At 71.1% G+C, this 14,497-nt stretch carries 11 protein-coding genes; 3 read left to right on the top strand and 8 right to left on the bottom strand.

What is annotated here, in order from left to right:
• The first annotated feature begins 202 nt into the window (after positions 1-202).
• Both AB4039_RS07470 and AB4039_RS07465 read left to right on the top strand, forming a co-directional pair.
• Positions 203-1,015, top strand: a complete 813-nt coding sequence (locus AB4039_RS07470; protein WP_266842404.1) for a tRNA-dependent cyclodipeptide synthase — start codon at positions 203-205, stop codon at positions 1,013-1,015.
• Positions 996-2,234, top strand: a complete 1,239-nt coding sequence (locus tag AB4039_RS07465) for a cytochrome P450 (RefSeq protein WP_266842403.1) — start codon at positions 996-998, stop codon at positions 2,232-2,234. Before AB4039_RS07470 ends, AB4039_RS07465 begins: the two co-directional genes overlap by 20 nt.
• Before the next feature lie 62 nt (positions 2,235-2,296).
• Here the strand turns inward: AB4039_RS07465 and AB4039_RS07460 are convergent, their stop codons facing one another.
• The 8 genes from AB4039_RS07460 to AB4039_RS07425 form a co-directional block, all read right to left on the bottom strand.
• Entirely contained in the window at positions 2,297-3,484 is a 1,188-nt protein-coding gene (locus tag AB4039_RS07460) for a YncE family protein (protein WP_266842402.1), read from the bottom strand.
• Positions 3,481-4,260, bottom strand: coding sequence for a polysaccharide deacetylase family protein (locus AB4039_RS07455; protein WP_266842401.1), 780 nt, complete (start codon positions 4,258-4,260; stop codon positions 3,481-3,483). Before AB4039_RS07455 ends, AB4039_RS07460 begins: the two co-directional genes overlap by 4 nt.
• Before the next feature lie 382 nt (positions 4,261-4,642).
• Positions 4,643-5,251, bottom strand: coding sequence for an ATP-binding protein (locus tag AB4039_RS07450; RefSeq protein WP_442270346.1), 609 nt, complete (start codon positions 5,249-5,251; stop codon positions 4,643-4,645).
• Positions 5,252-5,401: 150 nt separating this feature from the next.
• Positions 5,402-6,169: an enoyl-CoA hydratase-related protein gene (locus AB4039_RS07445; protein WP_266842399.1), complete on the bottom strand. Its 768-nt coding sequence runs from the start codon at positions 6,167-6,169 to the stop codon at positions 5,402-5,404.
• An 87-nt stretch (positions 6,170-6,256) separates the two neighbouring features.
• The gene (locus tag AB4039_RS07440; protein WP_442270327.1) at positions 6,257-7,507 is read right to left on the bottom strand and encodes a L,D-transpeptidase; all 1,251 of its coding nucleotides are present in this window, start codon (positions 7,505-7,507) and stop codon (positions 6,257-6,259) included.
• Positions 7,508-7,619: 112 nt separating this feature from the next.
• Positions 7,620-8,318 carry a L,D-transpeptidase family protein gene (locus AB4039_RS07435; RefSeq protein ID WP_266842398.1) on the bottom strand — a complete coding sequence of 233 codons (699 nt, stop codon included), beginning with the start codon at positions 8,316-8,318 and terminating at the stop codon, positions 7,620-7,622.
• 142 nt (positions 8,319-8,460) lie between these two features.
• Positions 8,461-10,653, bottom strand: a complete 2,193-nt coding sequence (locus AB4039_RS07430) for a choice-of-anchor A family protein (RefSeq protein WP_442270326.1) — start codon at positions 10,651-10,653, stop codon at positions 8,461-8,463.
• Positions 10,654-10,806: 153 nt separating this feature from the next.
• Positions 10,807-12,003: a L,D-transpeptidase family protein gene (locus AB4039_RS07425; protein WP_266842396.1), complete on the bottom strand. Its 1,197-nt coding sequence runs from the start codon at positions 12,001-12,003 to the stop codon at positions 10,807-10,809.
• A gap of 196 nt (positions 12,004-12,199) precedes the next feature.
• Between AB4039_RS07425 and glgX the strand changes: the two genes are divergently transcribed.
• Entirely contained in the window at positions 12,200-14,482 is a 2,283-nt protein-coding gene (gene glgX, locus AB4039_RS07420) for a glycogen debranching protein GlgX (RefSeq protein WP_442270325.1), read from the top strand.
• The last annotated feature ends 15 nt before the right edge of the window (positions 14,483-14,497 follow it).

Below are 14,497 nucleotides of genomic sequence, written 5' to 3'. Positions count from 1 at the left end.
GGACGGAGCGCCGCCGCGGGTCCCGTTCAACCGGCAGAAAGAAATTCAATTACTCTTCCGCAATGCGGAAGCGATAATTCCAGCCAACAATTCCGCCGTGCACTTGTCACGCTCCGGGATCACGGCATAACGTACCGACATTGCCGCCACACCAGGAGCGCAGGGCTCCCAGGGACAAGCGGCAACAAGGGCGACCAAACAGGTGACGATCACAGTTGACGCATCATTCGAAGTTCTGCCCTTCACCCGCACCTGCCGCCACATCTGGGAAGACGGCGACCATGTGCTGATCGGAGTGAGTCCCGGCAACAGCTACTTCAGCTCCGAACGCATATCGAGCCTCGCCAGATGGGCCACGACCCGCTTCGCGCAGGTCGACTTCGTCTACGCAGACCTCCACGTAGACCGGATGTTCGCCGCTTTCGGCTACACCCGCGAGCATGCGGAGAAGCGTTCGGCGAAGGAGATCAAGGCGGTCCGGAGAAGGATTCTCAAAGGCGTCGAGGAATCAGGACCTCAACATGCCGAGATCCGGGTGAGGGCACTTTCGGAGTTCCAGCCGAACCCCGTTTACCAACTACTGCACCGGCGCGTTCTGCATTTCTTGGAGACCGACGACGTATTCCGCAAGGGCTGCGAGGAGATGGCCCTTCACTTTGTCGGATCAAAGTTGCCGGAAGGTGAATCCATCACCGACGCACAGTTGCAGGTCTGTTTCGATTACATGGCAGCGGAGCTGCCCTTCTTCGTGGACACCCCGAGCATTCTCGACGTGCCGTCCTCGGTGGCGGCCTACCACGTCAAGATGCCGATGACCGATGTCCTCTTCGCGCGGGGCGGGGGCCTGCGCGCGACCCGCAACCAGGCGTACGCCGTCGTGCGCCCCGAGGCCGCCGGGACCGCGCCCCCCGTACCGCCGCACGACACCACCGCACACGACACCACCGCGCGGGACACCCCCGCGCACAGCACCGCACCGACCGAGAGGACCGTCGATGAGCGTCGAGCAGCCTGAGGGCACGGAGGAGCGGGAGCCCCTCCTGGACTTCCCCCTCTCCCGGCGCGGTGACGTGCTCCCCGAGGAGTGCTCCTGGCTGCGCGAGAAGGCCCCGGTCGCCCGGGTCCGGACCCTCACCGGGGACCCGGCCTGGCTCGTGAGCAGCTACGCGCTGGCCAAGCAGGTGCTGGAGGACGAGCGCTTCAGCCTCAAGGACACCGCCAACGCCGGGGCGCCCCGCCAGTACGCGCTGACGATCCCGCCCGAGGTCGTCAACAACATGGGCAACATCAACAGCGCCGGGCTGCGCAACGCGGTCATGAAGGCGCTCAACCCGCGCCAGAAGGGCCTCCAGGACTTCCTGCGCGCCACGGCCGGGGAGCTGATCGACGCCCTGGTCTCCGAGGGCGGGCCGGCCGACCTCCGGGCGGGGTTCGCCGACCCCTTCTCGGCGGCCCTGCACTGCCAGGTGCTGGGCGTGCCCTTCGAGGACCGGCGGCGGCTGATGTCGGGGCTCGACGTCGCGTTCATGACCGCTCGCGAGCCCTTCGCCGACTCCGCGCTCAACTGGTACAAGGACGTCGGCTACTTCGCCGACGCGTTCAAGACGCAGCTGGCGCGGCCCGCCGAGGAGCGTACGGGGCTCCTCGGAAGGTTCGCCGGACTGCGCGAGGCCGACCCGGAGTCGGCCCACCTGACGGACGAGATGTTCGCGACCGTCGCCGTCTCGCTCTTCGGCGCGGGCGCGGTCTCCACGTCCGCGTTCCTGGTCCTGGCGGTCCTCGCGCTGCTCCAGCGGCCGGAGCTCATCGGGTACCTGCGCGAGCACCCGGAGCGCATGGGCAGGGCCGTGGACGAACTGCTGCGCTGGAACCTGTCCGTGGGCGACGGCCTGCCGCGCCTCGCGATGGCGGACGTCCAGGTCGGGGACGTGCTGGTGAAGGAGGGCGAGCTGGTGCTCGTCCTGCTGGAGGGGGCCAACTTCGACCCGGAGGCCTTCGAGCGCCCGGACGAGCTGGACCTGGAGCGGGAGAGCGCCAACGCCCACCTCGCCTTCGGTGCCGGCCGGCACTTCTGCCCGGCGTCCGCGCTGGGCCGGACGCACGCGGAGATCGCCCTGGAGGTGCTGGTCGAGCGGCTGCCCGAACTGCGCCTGGCCGTACCCGCGGAGAACCTCGTCTGGCGGACCGGGTTCATCAAGCGGCTGCCCGAGCGGCTGCCCGTCGCCTGGCAGTGACCTCATGGAGCCGGCGCCCCGGGAGCTGTGCGAGCTCCCGGGGCACCTCCGTGCGTGCGGGTCTACCGGAAGATGCCGGTGTGGCCGAGGGAGTAGCGGCCGGGCTGCGGGTAGACGGCGAGGCCGTGCGGGCCGCCGCCGACCGGGATCCTGGCGAGCTCCTTGCCGGTGGCGGTGTCGATCGCGTAGACCTCGGAGTTGTAGCGGCCCGACAGCCAGAGCACCTTGCCGTCCGCGGAGACCCCGCCCATGTCGGGGCTGCCGCCGTCGGGCAGCTCCCACTTCTTGGTGAGCTTGTTCTGCTTGAAGTCGAAGACGGAGATGGTGCCCTCGCCCCGGTTGGAGACGTACATCTCCTTGGAGTCGCGGCTGACGTACAGCCCGTGGCAGCCCTTGCCGGTGGGCAGCAGCTTGGGCACGTCGAACTTGTCGCCGCTGAGCACCCACATGCCGTGCGCCATCATGTCCGCGACGTAGAAGGTCTTTCCGTCGGGGGAGATCTTCACGTCCTGCGGCATCGCTCCCTCGAAGGGGAGTTTCTGCTGGCCGACGACCTCCATCTTCTCGGTGTCGACCTTGAGGAGTTCTCCGGAGAACTCGCAGCTCACGATGAAGTAGCGGCCGTCCGAGGAGAAGTCGGCGTGATTGACGCCGTAACAGGTCACCGGGACGGTTTTCACGCGGTCCATGGTGTGCGGATCGCGGAAGACCAGTTCGCGGTCCATCGACGCCATCACGACGGCGTACTTTCCGTTCGGGGTGAAGTACAGGTTGTACGGGTCGTGCACCTCCACGGGTTCACCGGCCTCGCCGGTGGCCGGGTTGATCGGGGTGAGCGTGTGGCCGCGGTTGTTGTTGACCCACAGGGTCTTCATGTCCCAGGACGGCACCACGTGCTGCGGCTGGACGCCGACCGGAATGGTGTCGATGACCTTGTAGGTGGCCGGGTCGATGACGGACACCGTGTTGGAGTTGGTGTTGGGGACGTAGACGCGGGACGGGAAGTCCTTGACCACCGGGGACAGCTGGTTCGGCCGGTCCGCCGCGTACACGTCGTTGGGGTCGAGCAGCGGAGGCATCCCGGGCAGTCCGGCCGGGGCGGCCGGGACGGCCTTGACCGGTTGGGCCGGCCCCTTGGAACCGAGCGCCTCGGGCTCGCCCTTTCCGCCGGATCCGCAGCCCGCCAGGGCGGCGAGGACCAGTCCGGCGAGGAGCGCGGTGGCCTTCCGTGGAAGGCGGTTCGTCGTCATGAGGTCAGCAGCTCCGTGGTGGTCACCGCGCGCAGCTTGCGGCGCGCGAGTTCTTCGAGGAGGGGCGGCATCGCGTCGACCGTGTCCGCGTAGCCGAAGTGCAGGCTCACCACCGATCCACCGTGGATCGCCCCGGTGACGTTGCGGATGACGGCCGCGGCACCGGGTGAGGTGAAGTCGAGCGAGTCCACGTCGTACGAGAGGACGTGCGGGTACCCCGCCCGCTGGGCCAGCTTCTGGACGAGCGGGGAGGCGTACTGGGTCTGGGAGGGACGGAACCAGGTGCCGATCGAGCCGGTGAGCCGCTTGAGGCGCTCGGCGCAGCCGGTGATCTCGGCGTAGGCCTCCGCTTCGGGCAGGTCGTTGACGGCGAGGTGGCGCTGGGTGTGGTTGCCCAGTTCGTGGCCGCCGTCCAGGACGCGGCGGGCCATGTCGGGGTGGGCGTCGAGCCAGGTGCCGATCGCCAGGACCGTGACCCGCGCGCCACCCTTCTCCGCCTCGGCGAGGACGGCGCGGGCGATGGCGGGGTCCCCGTTGCCGTGGAAGGTCAGGGCGACCTGCGGACGGTCGCGCGGGCCGTGCCCGATCTCCACGGGCTGGCCGGCGAAGCGGCGGGGCGCGGGGGCGGGGCCGGCCGGGGCGGGCTTGGCCCGGACCGGGCCGGCGGATGGGGCGGGACCCGTGGCGTGCCGGTCCGCGGCGCAGCCGGCGGTGAGGCCGGCCAGGACGGCGGCGCCCGCGCGCAGGGCCGCGCGGCGGCCTGGAGGTGAGAACACCTGCCCATTTAAGAGGTGAATGGGCAAGAAGATAACGATTGACCCAATTCGGGACCCATGCGGCCCGCGTGTCGGGGTGCGACCGCCCGCTATGTGATCAACGATTCACGCAGAGCATTCGATAGTTATTCATCGAATGCGAGGCGAGTGGCCCACCTCACCTAGGATTTAGATGGAAACTCTTAGGATATGCACACTTATGTCCGAGTAGGGGCTTTTGGCATTTGGGCCCTCGTCTGCCATAGTCGGAACCACGGCTTCCCTTTGACCCGAGCGAAGTCTTCCGCCGAGGATCACACACCCCACCGATCCTCGGCGCACCCATGGAACCCCCGCAGCGCCCCATCACGGCGACAGGGGGTTTCTGGCGTTTCCGGGGTCCCTAGCGGTCGGCGACACGCATCTCGAACCAGGTGATCTTGCCCCGCGGCAGCAGGTCCGCGCCCCAGCGGTCGGACAGCTTGTCGACGAGGAAGAGCCCGCGGCCCGTCACGTCCAGCTCGTGGACCGGCATCAGACAGGGCAGCCCGCGCGAGGGGTCGCGCACCTCCACGCGGATCCAGCCGCGCCGGCGCAGCATCCGTAAGCCGAAGCTGCGCGCCCCGGTGTGGCGCACGGCGTTGCCGACGAGCTCCGAGACCAGCAGGACGGTGTGCTCGGCGATCTGCGGCGAGAGACCCCAGAAGCGGATCACCACGCTCTGCGTGAGCCGACGGGCCGTGCTCGCCGACTCCGGCATGGACGGCAGCGTCACTTCGCCCTCGGCCGGATTCCCGTACCGCTCCAGCGCTTTGAGGCCCTGTTCCTCCTCGACCGCCGCCGTGAGCCGCACGGCCGACGCGCCGACGCGCTGCCGCGGTTGTTCCACACCCTCCAGGCCCGCCATGCACCCATCATGGACGGCCGACGCGCCCGTCCGGGCCGTTCCACGGGAAAACACCCCCCGGGACCAACGCTCCCGGAGGGTCGCCACGGCATATGCGGCGGGCAATCGGAGGCCCGTGTGGTCGACTTGACCTGCGATGACGGTGCGCTGTGCCGCGATCACCGTCAGTGGATCCAGTGCTCTGCTTAAGGCTGCCTTAAGGCCTGGCTAATCCACCCGCAGGAGTTCTTCCCCACCGCGCCTCAAGGGCGCCGTCTAGACGAACTTGGCCTTGCCCGGGCCCTCTTCGACGAAGCTGCGCATGCCGCGCTCACGGTCCTCGGTGGCGAACAGGCCCGCGAACCAGTTGCGTTCGATGGTCAGGCCGGTGTCGATGTCGGCCTCCAGGCCCGCGTCCACGCACTCCTTCGCGGCGCGCAGGGCGATCGCCGGGCCCTGGGCGAGCTTCGCGGCCCACGCCCGCGCCTGCTCGTACACCTCGGCGGCGGGCACGATCCGGTCCACCAGACCGAGCGCGAGGGCCTCGTCGGCCTTGACCATGCGGCCGGTGAAGATGAGGTCCTTGGCCTTGGACGGGCCGACCAGCCGGGACAGACGCTGGGTACCGCCCGCGCCCGGGATCAGGCCCAGCAGGATCTCGGGCTGGCCGAGCTTGGCGTTGTCGGCGGCGATCCGGTAGTCGGCGCAGAGCGCGAGCTCGCAGCCGCCGCCCAGCGCGTAGCCGGTGATCGCGGCGACGACGGGCTTGGGGATCCGGGCGACGGCCGTGAAGGCGTCCTGGAGGGCGCGGGACCGGGCGACCATCGCCGCGTGGTCCATCGTCTGCATCTCCTTGATGTCCGCGCCGGCCGCGAACACCTTCTCCCCGCCGTAGAGGATCACCGCGCGCACGTCGGCGCGGTCGGTGGCCTCCACCGCGAGCTCGCGCAGCCGGTCCTGGGTGGCGATGTCCAGGGCGTTCATGGGCGGGCGGTCCAGCAGGATGGTGCCGACGCCTTCGGAGACTTCGAGAGAGATGGTCATACGGGGAAGGTTAGCGCCGGTTAACGGCAGGTGGCCCGGTGCTGTGGGTCACAGCACCGGGCCACCTCGACTACCTGGGGAGGGGGACTACTTGGTCCACTCCGCCCAGTCCATGTTCCAGCCGTTGAGGCCGTTGTCCGGGGCGATCTGCTTGTCCTTGGAGTTCTTCACGACGACCACGTCGCCGATCAGGGACTCGTTGTAGAACCAGGCCGCGGGGGTGCTGTCGTCGCCGGCTCCGCGCTCGTCCTCCAGGCCGACGCAGCCGTGGCTGACGTTCTCCGAGCCGAAGGTGCTGGAGGGGGCCCAGTAGTTGCCGTGGACGAAGGTGCCGGAGTTCGACAGCCGCATCGCGTGCGGGACGTCGGAGATGTCGTACTCGCCACCGAAGCCGACGGTGGCGCCGTTCATCCGGGTCACCTTGTACTTCTCGCTGATGACCATCTGCCCGTTGTAGGTGGTCGTCGCCGGGGCGCCCGCGGTGATCGGGATGTCCTTGAGGACCTTGTTGTCGCGGACGACCTGCATCGTGTGCGCGCTCGCGTCGACGGTGGTGACCTGCGAGCGGCCGACGGTGAAGGTGACCGTACGGGTCTGCTTGCCGTAGACCCCGGGGCGGCCCTCGACGCCGTCGAGGGCGAGCTTCACGGTGACCTTGGTGCCCGCGGCCCAGTACTTCTCGGGACGGAAGTCGAGCCGGTCGTTGCCGAACCAGTGGCCCTCGACCTTCACGGACGGCTCCGCCGTCACGGTGATGGCCTTCTCGACGGCCTCCGTGTTGGTGATGCCGCGCGTGAAGTTGATGGAGACCGGCATGCCCACGCCGACGGTCGAACCGTCCTCCGGCGTGTAGTGGCCGACGAAGGTGTTCTGCGGGGTGAGGGTGGTGAAGGTGGTGTCCTTGGCGGACTCCCGGCCGGCCTCGTCCTTCGCGACCGCGTGCACCTTGTACTCGGTGGCGGCGGCCAGGTTGCGGGCGGGCTCCCAGCTCGCACCGTCACCGGCCAGCTTGCCCTCCACCGCGTTGCCCTTGGTGTCGGCGACCGTCACCGTGGTCAGCTTGCCGCCGGTGCTGGAGATCTTCAGGATGCCGCTCGTCGCGACCTCCTTGGCCCCGTCGTCCGGCTTGACGCTCACCGCGGCCTTGGACGCCTCGGTACCGGTCTTGGCACCGGCGGCCGTCCCCTTGGCGTCGCTCCCGCCGCTGCCCCCGCTGTTGCTTCCTCCGCCGCCGCTGCAGGCGCTGGTGAGCAGCAGGGCCGCTCCCAGCAGAAGGGCCGGCAGGCCGGTGCGGGCGCGGCCGCGTATCGGCTGCAGGTTCACTCGTGTTCTCCCCATGTCCCCCGCGCGCGGGCAGTCGCGCGCATGTCGACAGGAAATCACACGGGTGGACCACGAAAAGGCACGGTCATGTCACCGTTCCGTCCCAAGTGGGACGTACGGCGGTGCGTCAGCCTTCCGTCCCGGGCTTGGTACCCCAGACGTAGACCACGTCCCCTTCCGTCAGCAGGTCCCACAGACGTTCGGCGTTCGCCAGCGAGAGGTTGACGCAGCCGGCCGATCCGCCGTGCGCGTACAGGTCGCCGCCGCGGCCGTGCAGGGCCTGGCCGCCGTCGAAGAACTGGGCGTACGGCATCGGGGAGTCGGGGTAGAGCGTGGAGACGTGGTCCTTGTGCCGCCAGTAGATCTCGTGGCGGCCGGTACGGGTCTCCTGGTCGTCCCGGCCGGTGCGGACGGGCACCGGCGCGAAGACCACGCGGCGGCCCTCCTGGACCCACAGGAGCTGGCGGTCCAGGTCCACGCACGTCACGCGGTCCTCGTCGACGGGGCAGCGGCCCGCGGCGTTGGGGTTCGCGCGGGCGGCGACGGCCGTCATCGTGCGGAACGTGGCGAGGCCGGCGTAGCCGTCGGCGGGGGCGATGCGGTTCGCGCGCTGGAAGGCGCGGACGGCGGTGCAGTCTCCCGGCGACTGGACCCCGTCGACCTTCCGGTGCAGGTACGCCTCCAGCTCCCGCTGGTAGGGGCCGGTCCCGGCGGTGCAGGCCGTCTCGGGGTCGGGGGCGGCGGCGAGCGCCGGGCCCGGCAGGGCGAGGACGGCGAGGAAGGCGGCCAGGACAGCCGTGGATCCCGTCGCCTGACGTACGGTCATCGGTCCTCCTCTGGTCCGCCCGCCGGACCCCGCGACCCAGCCAACCCGCGCGGGCGGAGGGCCGCCCGCGCGGGTGCGCCGGTGGAGTGAGGGGTCCACTCCACCGGCGCAACGGGAGGCCGGACGGCCGTGCGCGGAGCGCTCAGGCGCCGGAGCGCCTGCCGTGCTCCTTGCCGTGCTCCTTGCCGTGGTGCTGTGCGGGGTCCTTGCCGTGTTCCTCGCCCGGGTCCTTGCCGTGCTCGTCCCGCTTGTTCCGGAGCGTGACCACGACGTGGCTGCCGGGGCCCGCCGCCGTGACGCGCACCGGGCCGGTCACCCGGTCTCGCGGCAGCACGTACCCCTCGGGGACGTCCGTCTCGACCAGGTAGTACAGGCCTTCGGAGAGCCCGTCGAAGTCGCAGACGCCGTTGCGGTCGGTCGCGCAGCCGTCCTTGACCCTCTGGTCGGCGTTGACGCCGCGGGTCTGGAGGCCGGCGGTGTGGTTGGTCTCCTTCCAGAGCTCGAACACCGCGCCGTGCAGCGGCCGCTTCGTCTTGGCGTCCTTCTTCACCAGGTGCAGGGAGCCGGGGTGCTCCGCGTGCTCCTTGCGGTTCGCGACGGTGACGACGAGGCCCTGGACGAGGTCGCCCCGCGTCAGGTCGAACGGGGTGACGGGGTCGGCGGGCCTCTCGTAGCCGGCCGGGAAACCGGTCTCCCGCCAGTAGTACGTCTCGTCGACCGGCAGCTCGACCGTGCAGGTGCCCTGGGCGTCGGTCACGCAGACCCCGTCCAGCCGCTCGTCGGCATCGTCGCCGGTGGTCTGGAGGCCGGTCCGGTCGTTGGTCTCGCGCCACAACTCGAAGCGGGCGCCGGGCAGTCCGGCCCCGGTGTCCCGGTCGGTCTTGCGCAGCACGACCCTGGCGCCCGGGGTCTCGCTGCGGGTGTTCACGGCCCGCGCCTCGACCCCGGCCGCGGCGTTCTCGCGGGTCAGCGTCAGCTCGAAGACCGGGTTCGCGGGCAGGTCGTGGCCCGCCGGCGGCGCGGTCTCGCGCCAGTAGTAGGTACCGGGCGCGGCGCCGGTGTGCGCGCAGCGGCCGGTGGCCGGGGTGGTGCAGTCGGCCACCTTGGTGTCGGGGGACGCGGTGTCCGTCTGGAGACCCGGCACCCCGTTCGTCTCGTGCCACAGCTCGAAGCGGGCGCCGCCCAGGGGGTGTCCCGCACCGTCCACCTTGGCCACGGCCACCGTGCCGGTCGGGGCGGGGGTGGGACCGCAGTCGGGGAGGTCGCCGGTGAAGGGGTAGGCGTGGAACTCCTGGCCGCCGCCCCCGATGGTCTCGCTGCCGTGGGTGACGGAGCCCGTGGTGAAGAAGCGGCCGTTGATCCCGGGCAGGGTGACCAGGGTCTCGGAGGCCCGGTTGCCGATCAGGAAGCTGCCCTGGAACTGGCCGCTGCCGGTCAGGTTGACCGCCGAGGCGTCCGGGAAGTTCCACAGCAGCCGCTCGCGGTACGCGTTGAGCGGGTCGCCGCCCTGGTCGGCGAGCGTGCCGCTGTAGGTGTTGAGGGTGCGGGTGCCGGTGCCCAGGACGTTGACGAGGATGGTCGCCGTGGGCGGGATCTGTGCGAAGCGGATGCCCTGCGCGCCGCCGCCGGTGGGGTTGACCAGGTCCGCGTTCACGTTGAAGACCTGGAGCAGGTCGCGGTTGTTGCCGGTGAAGAGGGTCTCGAAGCCGCTGTTGACGACGGTGCCGGTCGGGGGGCGCGGGCTGCCGTCGACCTTGGCGTAGCACTGGCTGGCCGCGCTGAGCCGGCCGCGCAGGCCCGCGTACGGGGCGACGGCGTTCGCGTCGGGGGTGCGGGTGCCGGTCACGGTGCCGCTGAGGGTGCCGCCGTAGCGGACCACGCCCCGGTCGGCGATCAGGGTCTCGCCGGTGGCGACGGTGACGTCGGCGCCGGTGGTGAGGAAGTCCGCGCCGTCGGGGGGCGGGACCAGCGAGCCGGCGCCGACGATGCCGACGTTGTAGCGGGAGTCCCCGCCGGCCACCTTGTCCTGGTCGAAGCTGCCGAGGACGACCAGCCGGCCCTCGGCCTCGGAGGCACGCCCCCGGACCCGGAACCGACCGCCGGCGAAGATGTTGACGGCGTTGTCGCGCCCCTTGATGCTGCCGTCGCTGCCGATCGGCGGGAAGGGACGGGGGCAGGCGCCCGGCACGCAGGGGCCGAGTCCGCCGGGCAGCGGTGCCCGCAGGGCGCGGGCGGGCGGGGGGCCGGGGGCGGGAGCCGCCGCCAGGGCCGTGGGGGACCCGGCGGCCAGTAGGGCCCCGATCGCGAGTCCCAGGGTCCAGTTCCTTGCTGACATGACGCTCCGTCCGTATCCGCGCTGATCGCCCTGCCAGGCTCTGGGGCGCCCCAGTTCCGGGCGCCCCCAGTTCTAGGGCAGGGCGTCGGCGCGGCGGACGGAGGACACTCTCGCGCCACGGCATTGCGGTCCGACAATCACTCGATTGCGGGGTCAGCTGACGGCGGATCCGGCGACCCAGTCGGCCCAGGACATGTTCCAGCCGCCCAGTCCGTTGTTGGGGGCCACGACGCGGTCCTGCGAGTTCACGACCTCCACCACGTCCCCGACCAGCGTCCGGTCGAAGAACCAGCCCGCCGGGGTGTCCGAGCCGCCGCCCTTGTCGTCGCGCAGGCCCACGCAGCCGTGGCTGGTGTTGCTGGAGCCGAAGGTGTCGGGGCTGGCCCAGTAGTTGCCGTGCAGGAAGGTCCCGGAGTTGGTGAGCCGCATGGCGTGGGGCACGTCGGGGATGTCGTACTCGCCGCCGAAGCCGACGGTCTGGCCGTTCATCCGGGTGACGTCGAACATCTCCATCACCACCATCTTCCCGTTGTAGGTGGTGTTCTTGGGCGCTCCGGCGCTGATCGGGATCGTCGACAGCAGCTGCCCGTCCCGGCGGACCTCCATGGTGTGCGCGGCGGCGTCGACGAGGGAGACCTGGGAGCGGCCGACGGTGAAGCGGACGGTCTTGTCCTGGATCCCGTACGCACCGGGCGCGCCCTCGACGTCGCGCAGGTCCATCTTGACGGTGACCTGGGTACCGGGCTTCCAGTACTCCTTGGGCCGGAAGTCGAGGCGCTCCTCGCCGAACCAGTGGCCGACGACCGGCACGGCCGGGTCCGAGGTGACGGTGATGGCCCGTTCCACGTCGGCCCGCTGCTTGATGGCGCGGCTGAACTTGAAGGAGACGATCATGCCGGTGCCGACGGTGGAGCGGTTCTCGGGCTTGAAGTAGCCGATGAACCTCTCCTCGGGGACGTAGGTGGTGAAGGTGGTGTGCCGGGCCTGGCGGCGATTGTGCCCGTCTCGGGCGACGGCGTCGACGGTGTACTTGGCGGCGAGCGAGAGCCGCCCGGCCGACCGTGCCGGGCTCCAGCTGAGCCCGTCGGGGGCGATGGACCCGGGGACCTGCTCCTCCTGGGCGTCCTCCACCTTGGTGACGACGACCCGTTCCAGCCGGCCCTCGGGCACGTTCACCCGCAGCGGCCCATCGGCGGGGACCCCCTTGGCGTTGTCCGCCGGGGTGATCCGGATGGCCTCGTCCGGCAGGCGGGGTTTGCCGGGCAGGGCGATCTCCACCGGGGATCCGCCGTCCTTGGTGCAGCCGGTCAGCCCGCCCAGCAGGCCCGCCCATGCCGCCACGGCGGCCAAGCCCGCCCCTGCCCGCCTCGTCAGAAGAGTCACGCACCGTCCAACGACCGGCCCCCTCCGGGGGAAACGTGAGGGCCGGGCACGTTCCGGGCAGAACTGTTCGGGCAGAACAGTGGGAAGGACCAGACGGGGGCGGGCCAGGCCGGGACGCCGGGCCGCACTCCCCCGCCGGTACCAGGAGCCGTGGAGGCGGGCAGTGTCGAGCGCAGCCGAGCAAGAGGCGGTGGATGCCGCCGCCAGCAATGCCGTGGGCGGCCCCGAGGCCAGGGACGCCATGGACTCCGTGCGCGAGCGGGTCCAGGCGCAGGTGTTACGGGCCGCCGCGCACCCTGCGCCACCCGTGTGGCCCGGGTCCGCGCACCCCCTGGGGGCCCGCTTCCACCCGGGCCCCGGCGGGGTCGCGGGCACCAATTTCGCGCTCTGGGCCCAGGGCGCGGAGGCCGTGGAGCTGTGCCTCTTCGACGGGGACGGGGTCGAGACCCGCTGCACCCTGACCGAGCTCACGCACGAGATCTGGCACGGCTTCGTACCGGGGGTCCGCCCCGGACAGCGGTACGGCTTCCGGGTGCACGGCCGCTGGGACCCCTGGACGGGCGCCCGGTACAACCCGGCGAAGCTGCTCCTGGACCCGTACGCGCGCGCCRTGGACGGGGACTTCGCCCTGCCCCCGGAGGTCTACGGGCACGTCCGGGACTGGCCCCAGCAGTACATCGCCGACACCGTGCGCGACGACCGGGACTCGGCCCCGTTCGTCCCGAAGGGGGTGGTCGTCCACGATGACGACGACTGGGCGGACGACGTCCGGCCGAAGACCCCCTGGGCCGATTCGGTGATCTACGAACTGCACGTGCGCGGCTTCACGATGGGCCATCCGGGTGTTCCCGAGGAACTGCGCGGCACCTACGCGGGGCTGGCCCACCCGGCGGCGGTCGAGCACCTGACGAGCCTCGGCGTGACGGCGGTGGAGCTGCTGCCGGTGCACCAGTTCGCGCACGAGGACCACCTGCTGCGCAGGGGCCTGCGCAACTACTGGGGCTACAACTCGGTCGGCTACTTCGCCCCGCACGCCGGGTACAGCGCCAGCGGGACCGCCGGGCAGCAGGTCGGCGAGTTCAAGCGGATGGTGAAGGCCCTGCACGCGGCCGGGATCGAGGTCATCCTCGACGTGGTCTACAACCACACGGCGGAGGCCGGCGAGCTGGGACCGACGCTGTCGCTGCGCGGGGTCGACAACCGGGGCTACTACCGGCTCCAGTCCGACCAGCGCCGCTACGCCGACTACACGGGCTGCGGGAACACCCTGCACGCGGGGCGGCCGCACGTGCTGCGCCTGATCACCGACTCCCTGCGCTACTGGGTGACGGAGATGGGGGTGGACGGCTTCCGGTTCGACCTGGCGGCGGCGCTGGCCCGCTCGATGCACGACGTGGACATGCTGTCGCCGTTCCTCGCGGTGATCGCCCAGGACCCGGTGCTGCGCCGGGTCAAGCTGATCGCGGAGCCCTGGGACGTGGGGTCGGGCGGCTACCAGGTGGGGGCGTTCCCGCCGCTGTGGACGGAGTGGAACGACCGCTACCGCGATGCCGTGCGCGACTTCTGGCGGGGCGCGCTGCCCGACGTACGGGACCTCGGCTACCGGCTGTCGGGCTCCAGCGACCTGTACGCGTGGGGCGGGCGGCGGCCGTACGCCTCGGTGAACTTCGTGACGGCTCACGACGGCTTCACCCTGCGGGACCTGGTGACCTACGAGCGCAAGCACAACGAGGCCAACGGCGAGGAGGGCCGCGACGGGACGAACGACAACCGGTCGTGGAACTGCGGGGCGGAGGGCGAGAGCACGGACCCGGGGATCGGGGCGCTGCGCCGGCGCCAGCTGCGCAACCTGCTGACCACCCTGCTGCTGTCGACCGGGGTGCCGATGCTGGTGGCGGGCGACGAGTTCGGGCGCACCCAGGGCGGCAACAACAACGCGTACTGCCAGGACAACGAGACGGGATGGGTGGACTGGTCGCTGCTGGAGGACCCCTCCTGGAAGGAGCTGTTCGCGCTGACCCGGCGGCTGATCGCACTGCGCCAGGCGCATCCGGTGCTGCGGCGGCGGGCGTTCTTCTCGGGCCGGGCGCAGGGCGCGGACGGGCTGCGGGACCTGGCCTGGTTCACCCCGGCGGGCACGGAGATGACGGAGCGGGACTGGTACGCGCCGGCCGCCGCGCTGGGGCTGTACCTGTCGGGGCGGGACATCCCGGGCCGGGACGAGCGGGGTCTGCAGGTGACGGACGACAGCTTCCTGGCGCTGCTGCACGCCGGGGACCGGCCGGTGGAGTGGATCCTGCCGGGCCCGCCGTGGGCGGGGACGTACGAACTCGTCCTGGACACCTCCCGGGAGGCGCAGGCCGAGGCGCCGGCGGGCCGGCACCGGGGCGGGGAGCGGCTGACGGTCCCGGCGCGGTCGGTGCTGCTGCTGCGGGTGGTGTCGTAGGGCCGCCGCGCGCCC

This window comes from Streptomyces sp. M-16, from assembly GCF_052114405.1.
Taxonomy (GTDB): Bacteria; Actinomycetota; Actinomycetes; order Streptomycetales; family Streptomycetaceae; genus Streptomyces.
The sequence above is the reverse complement of the archived record's forward strand: the minus strand, read 5'-3'. Positions and strand labels throughout refer to the sequence as shown.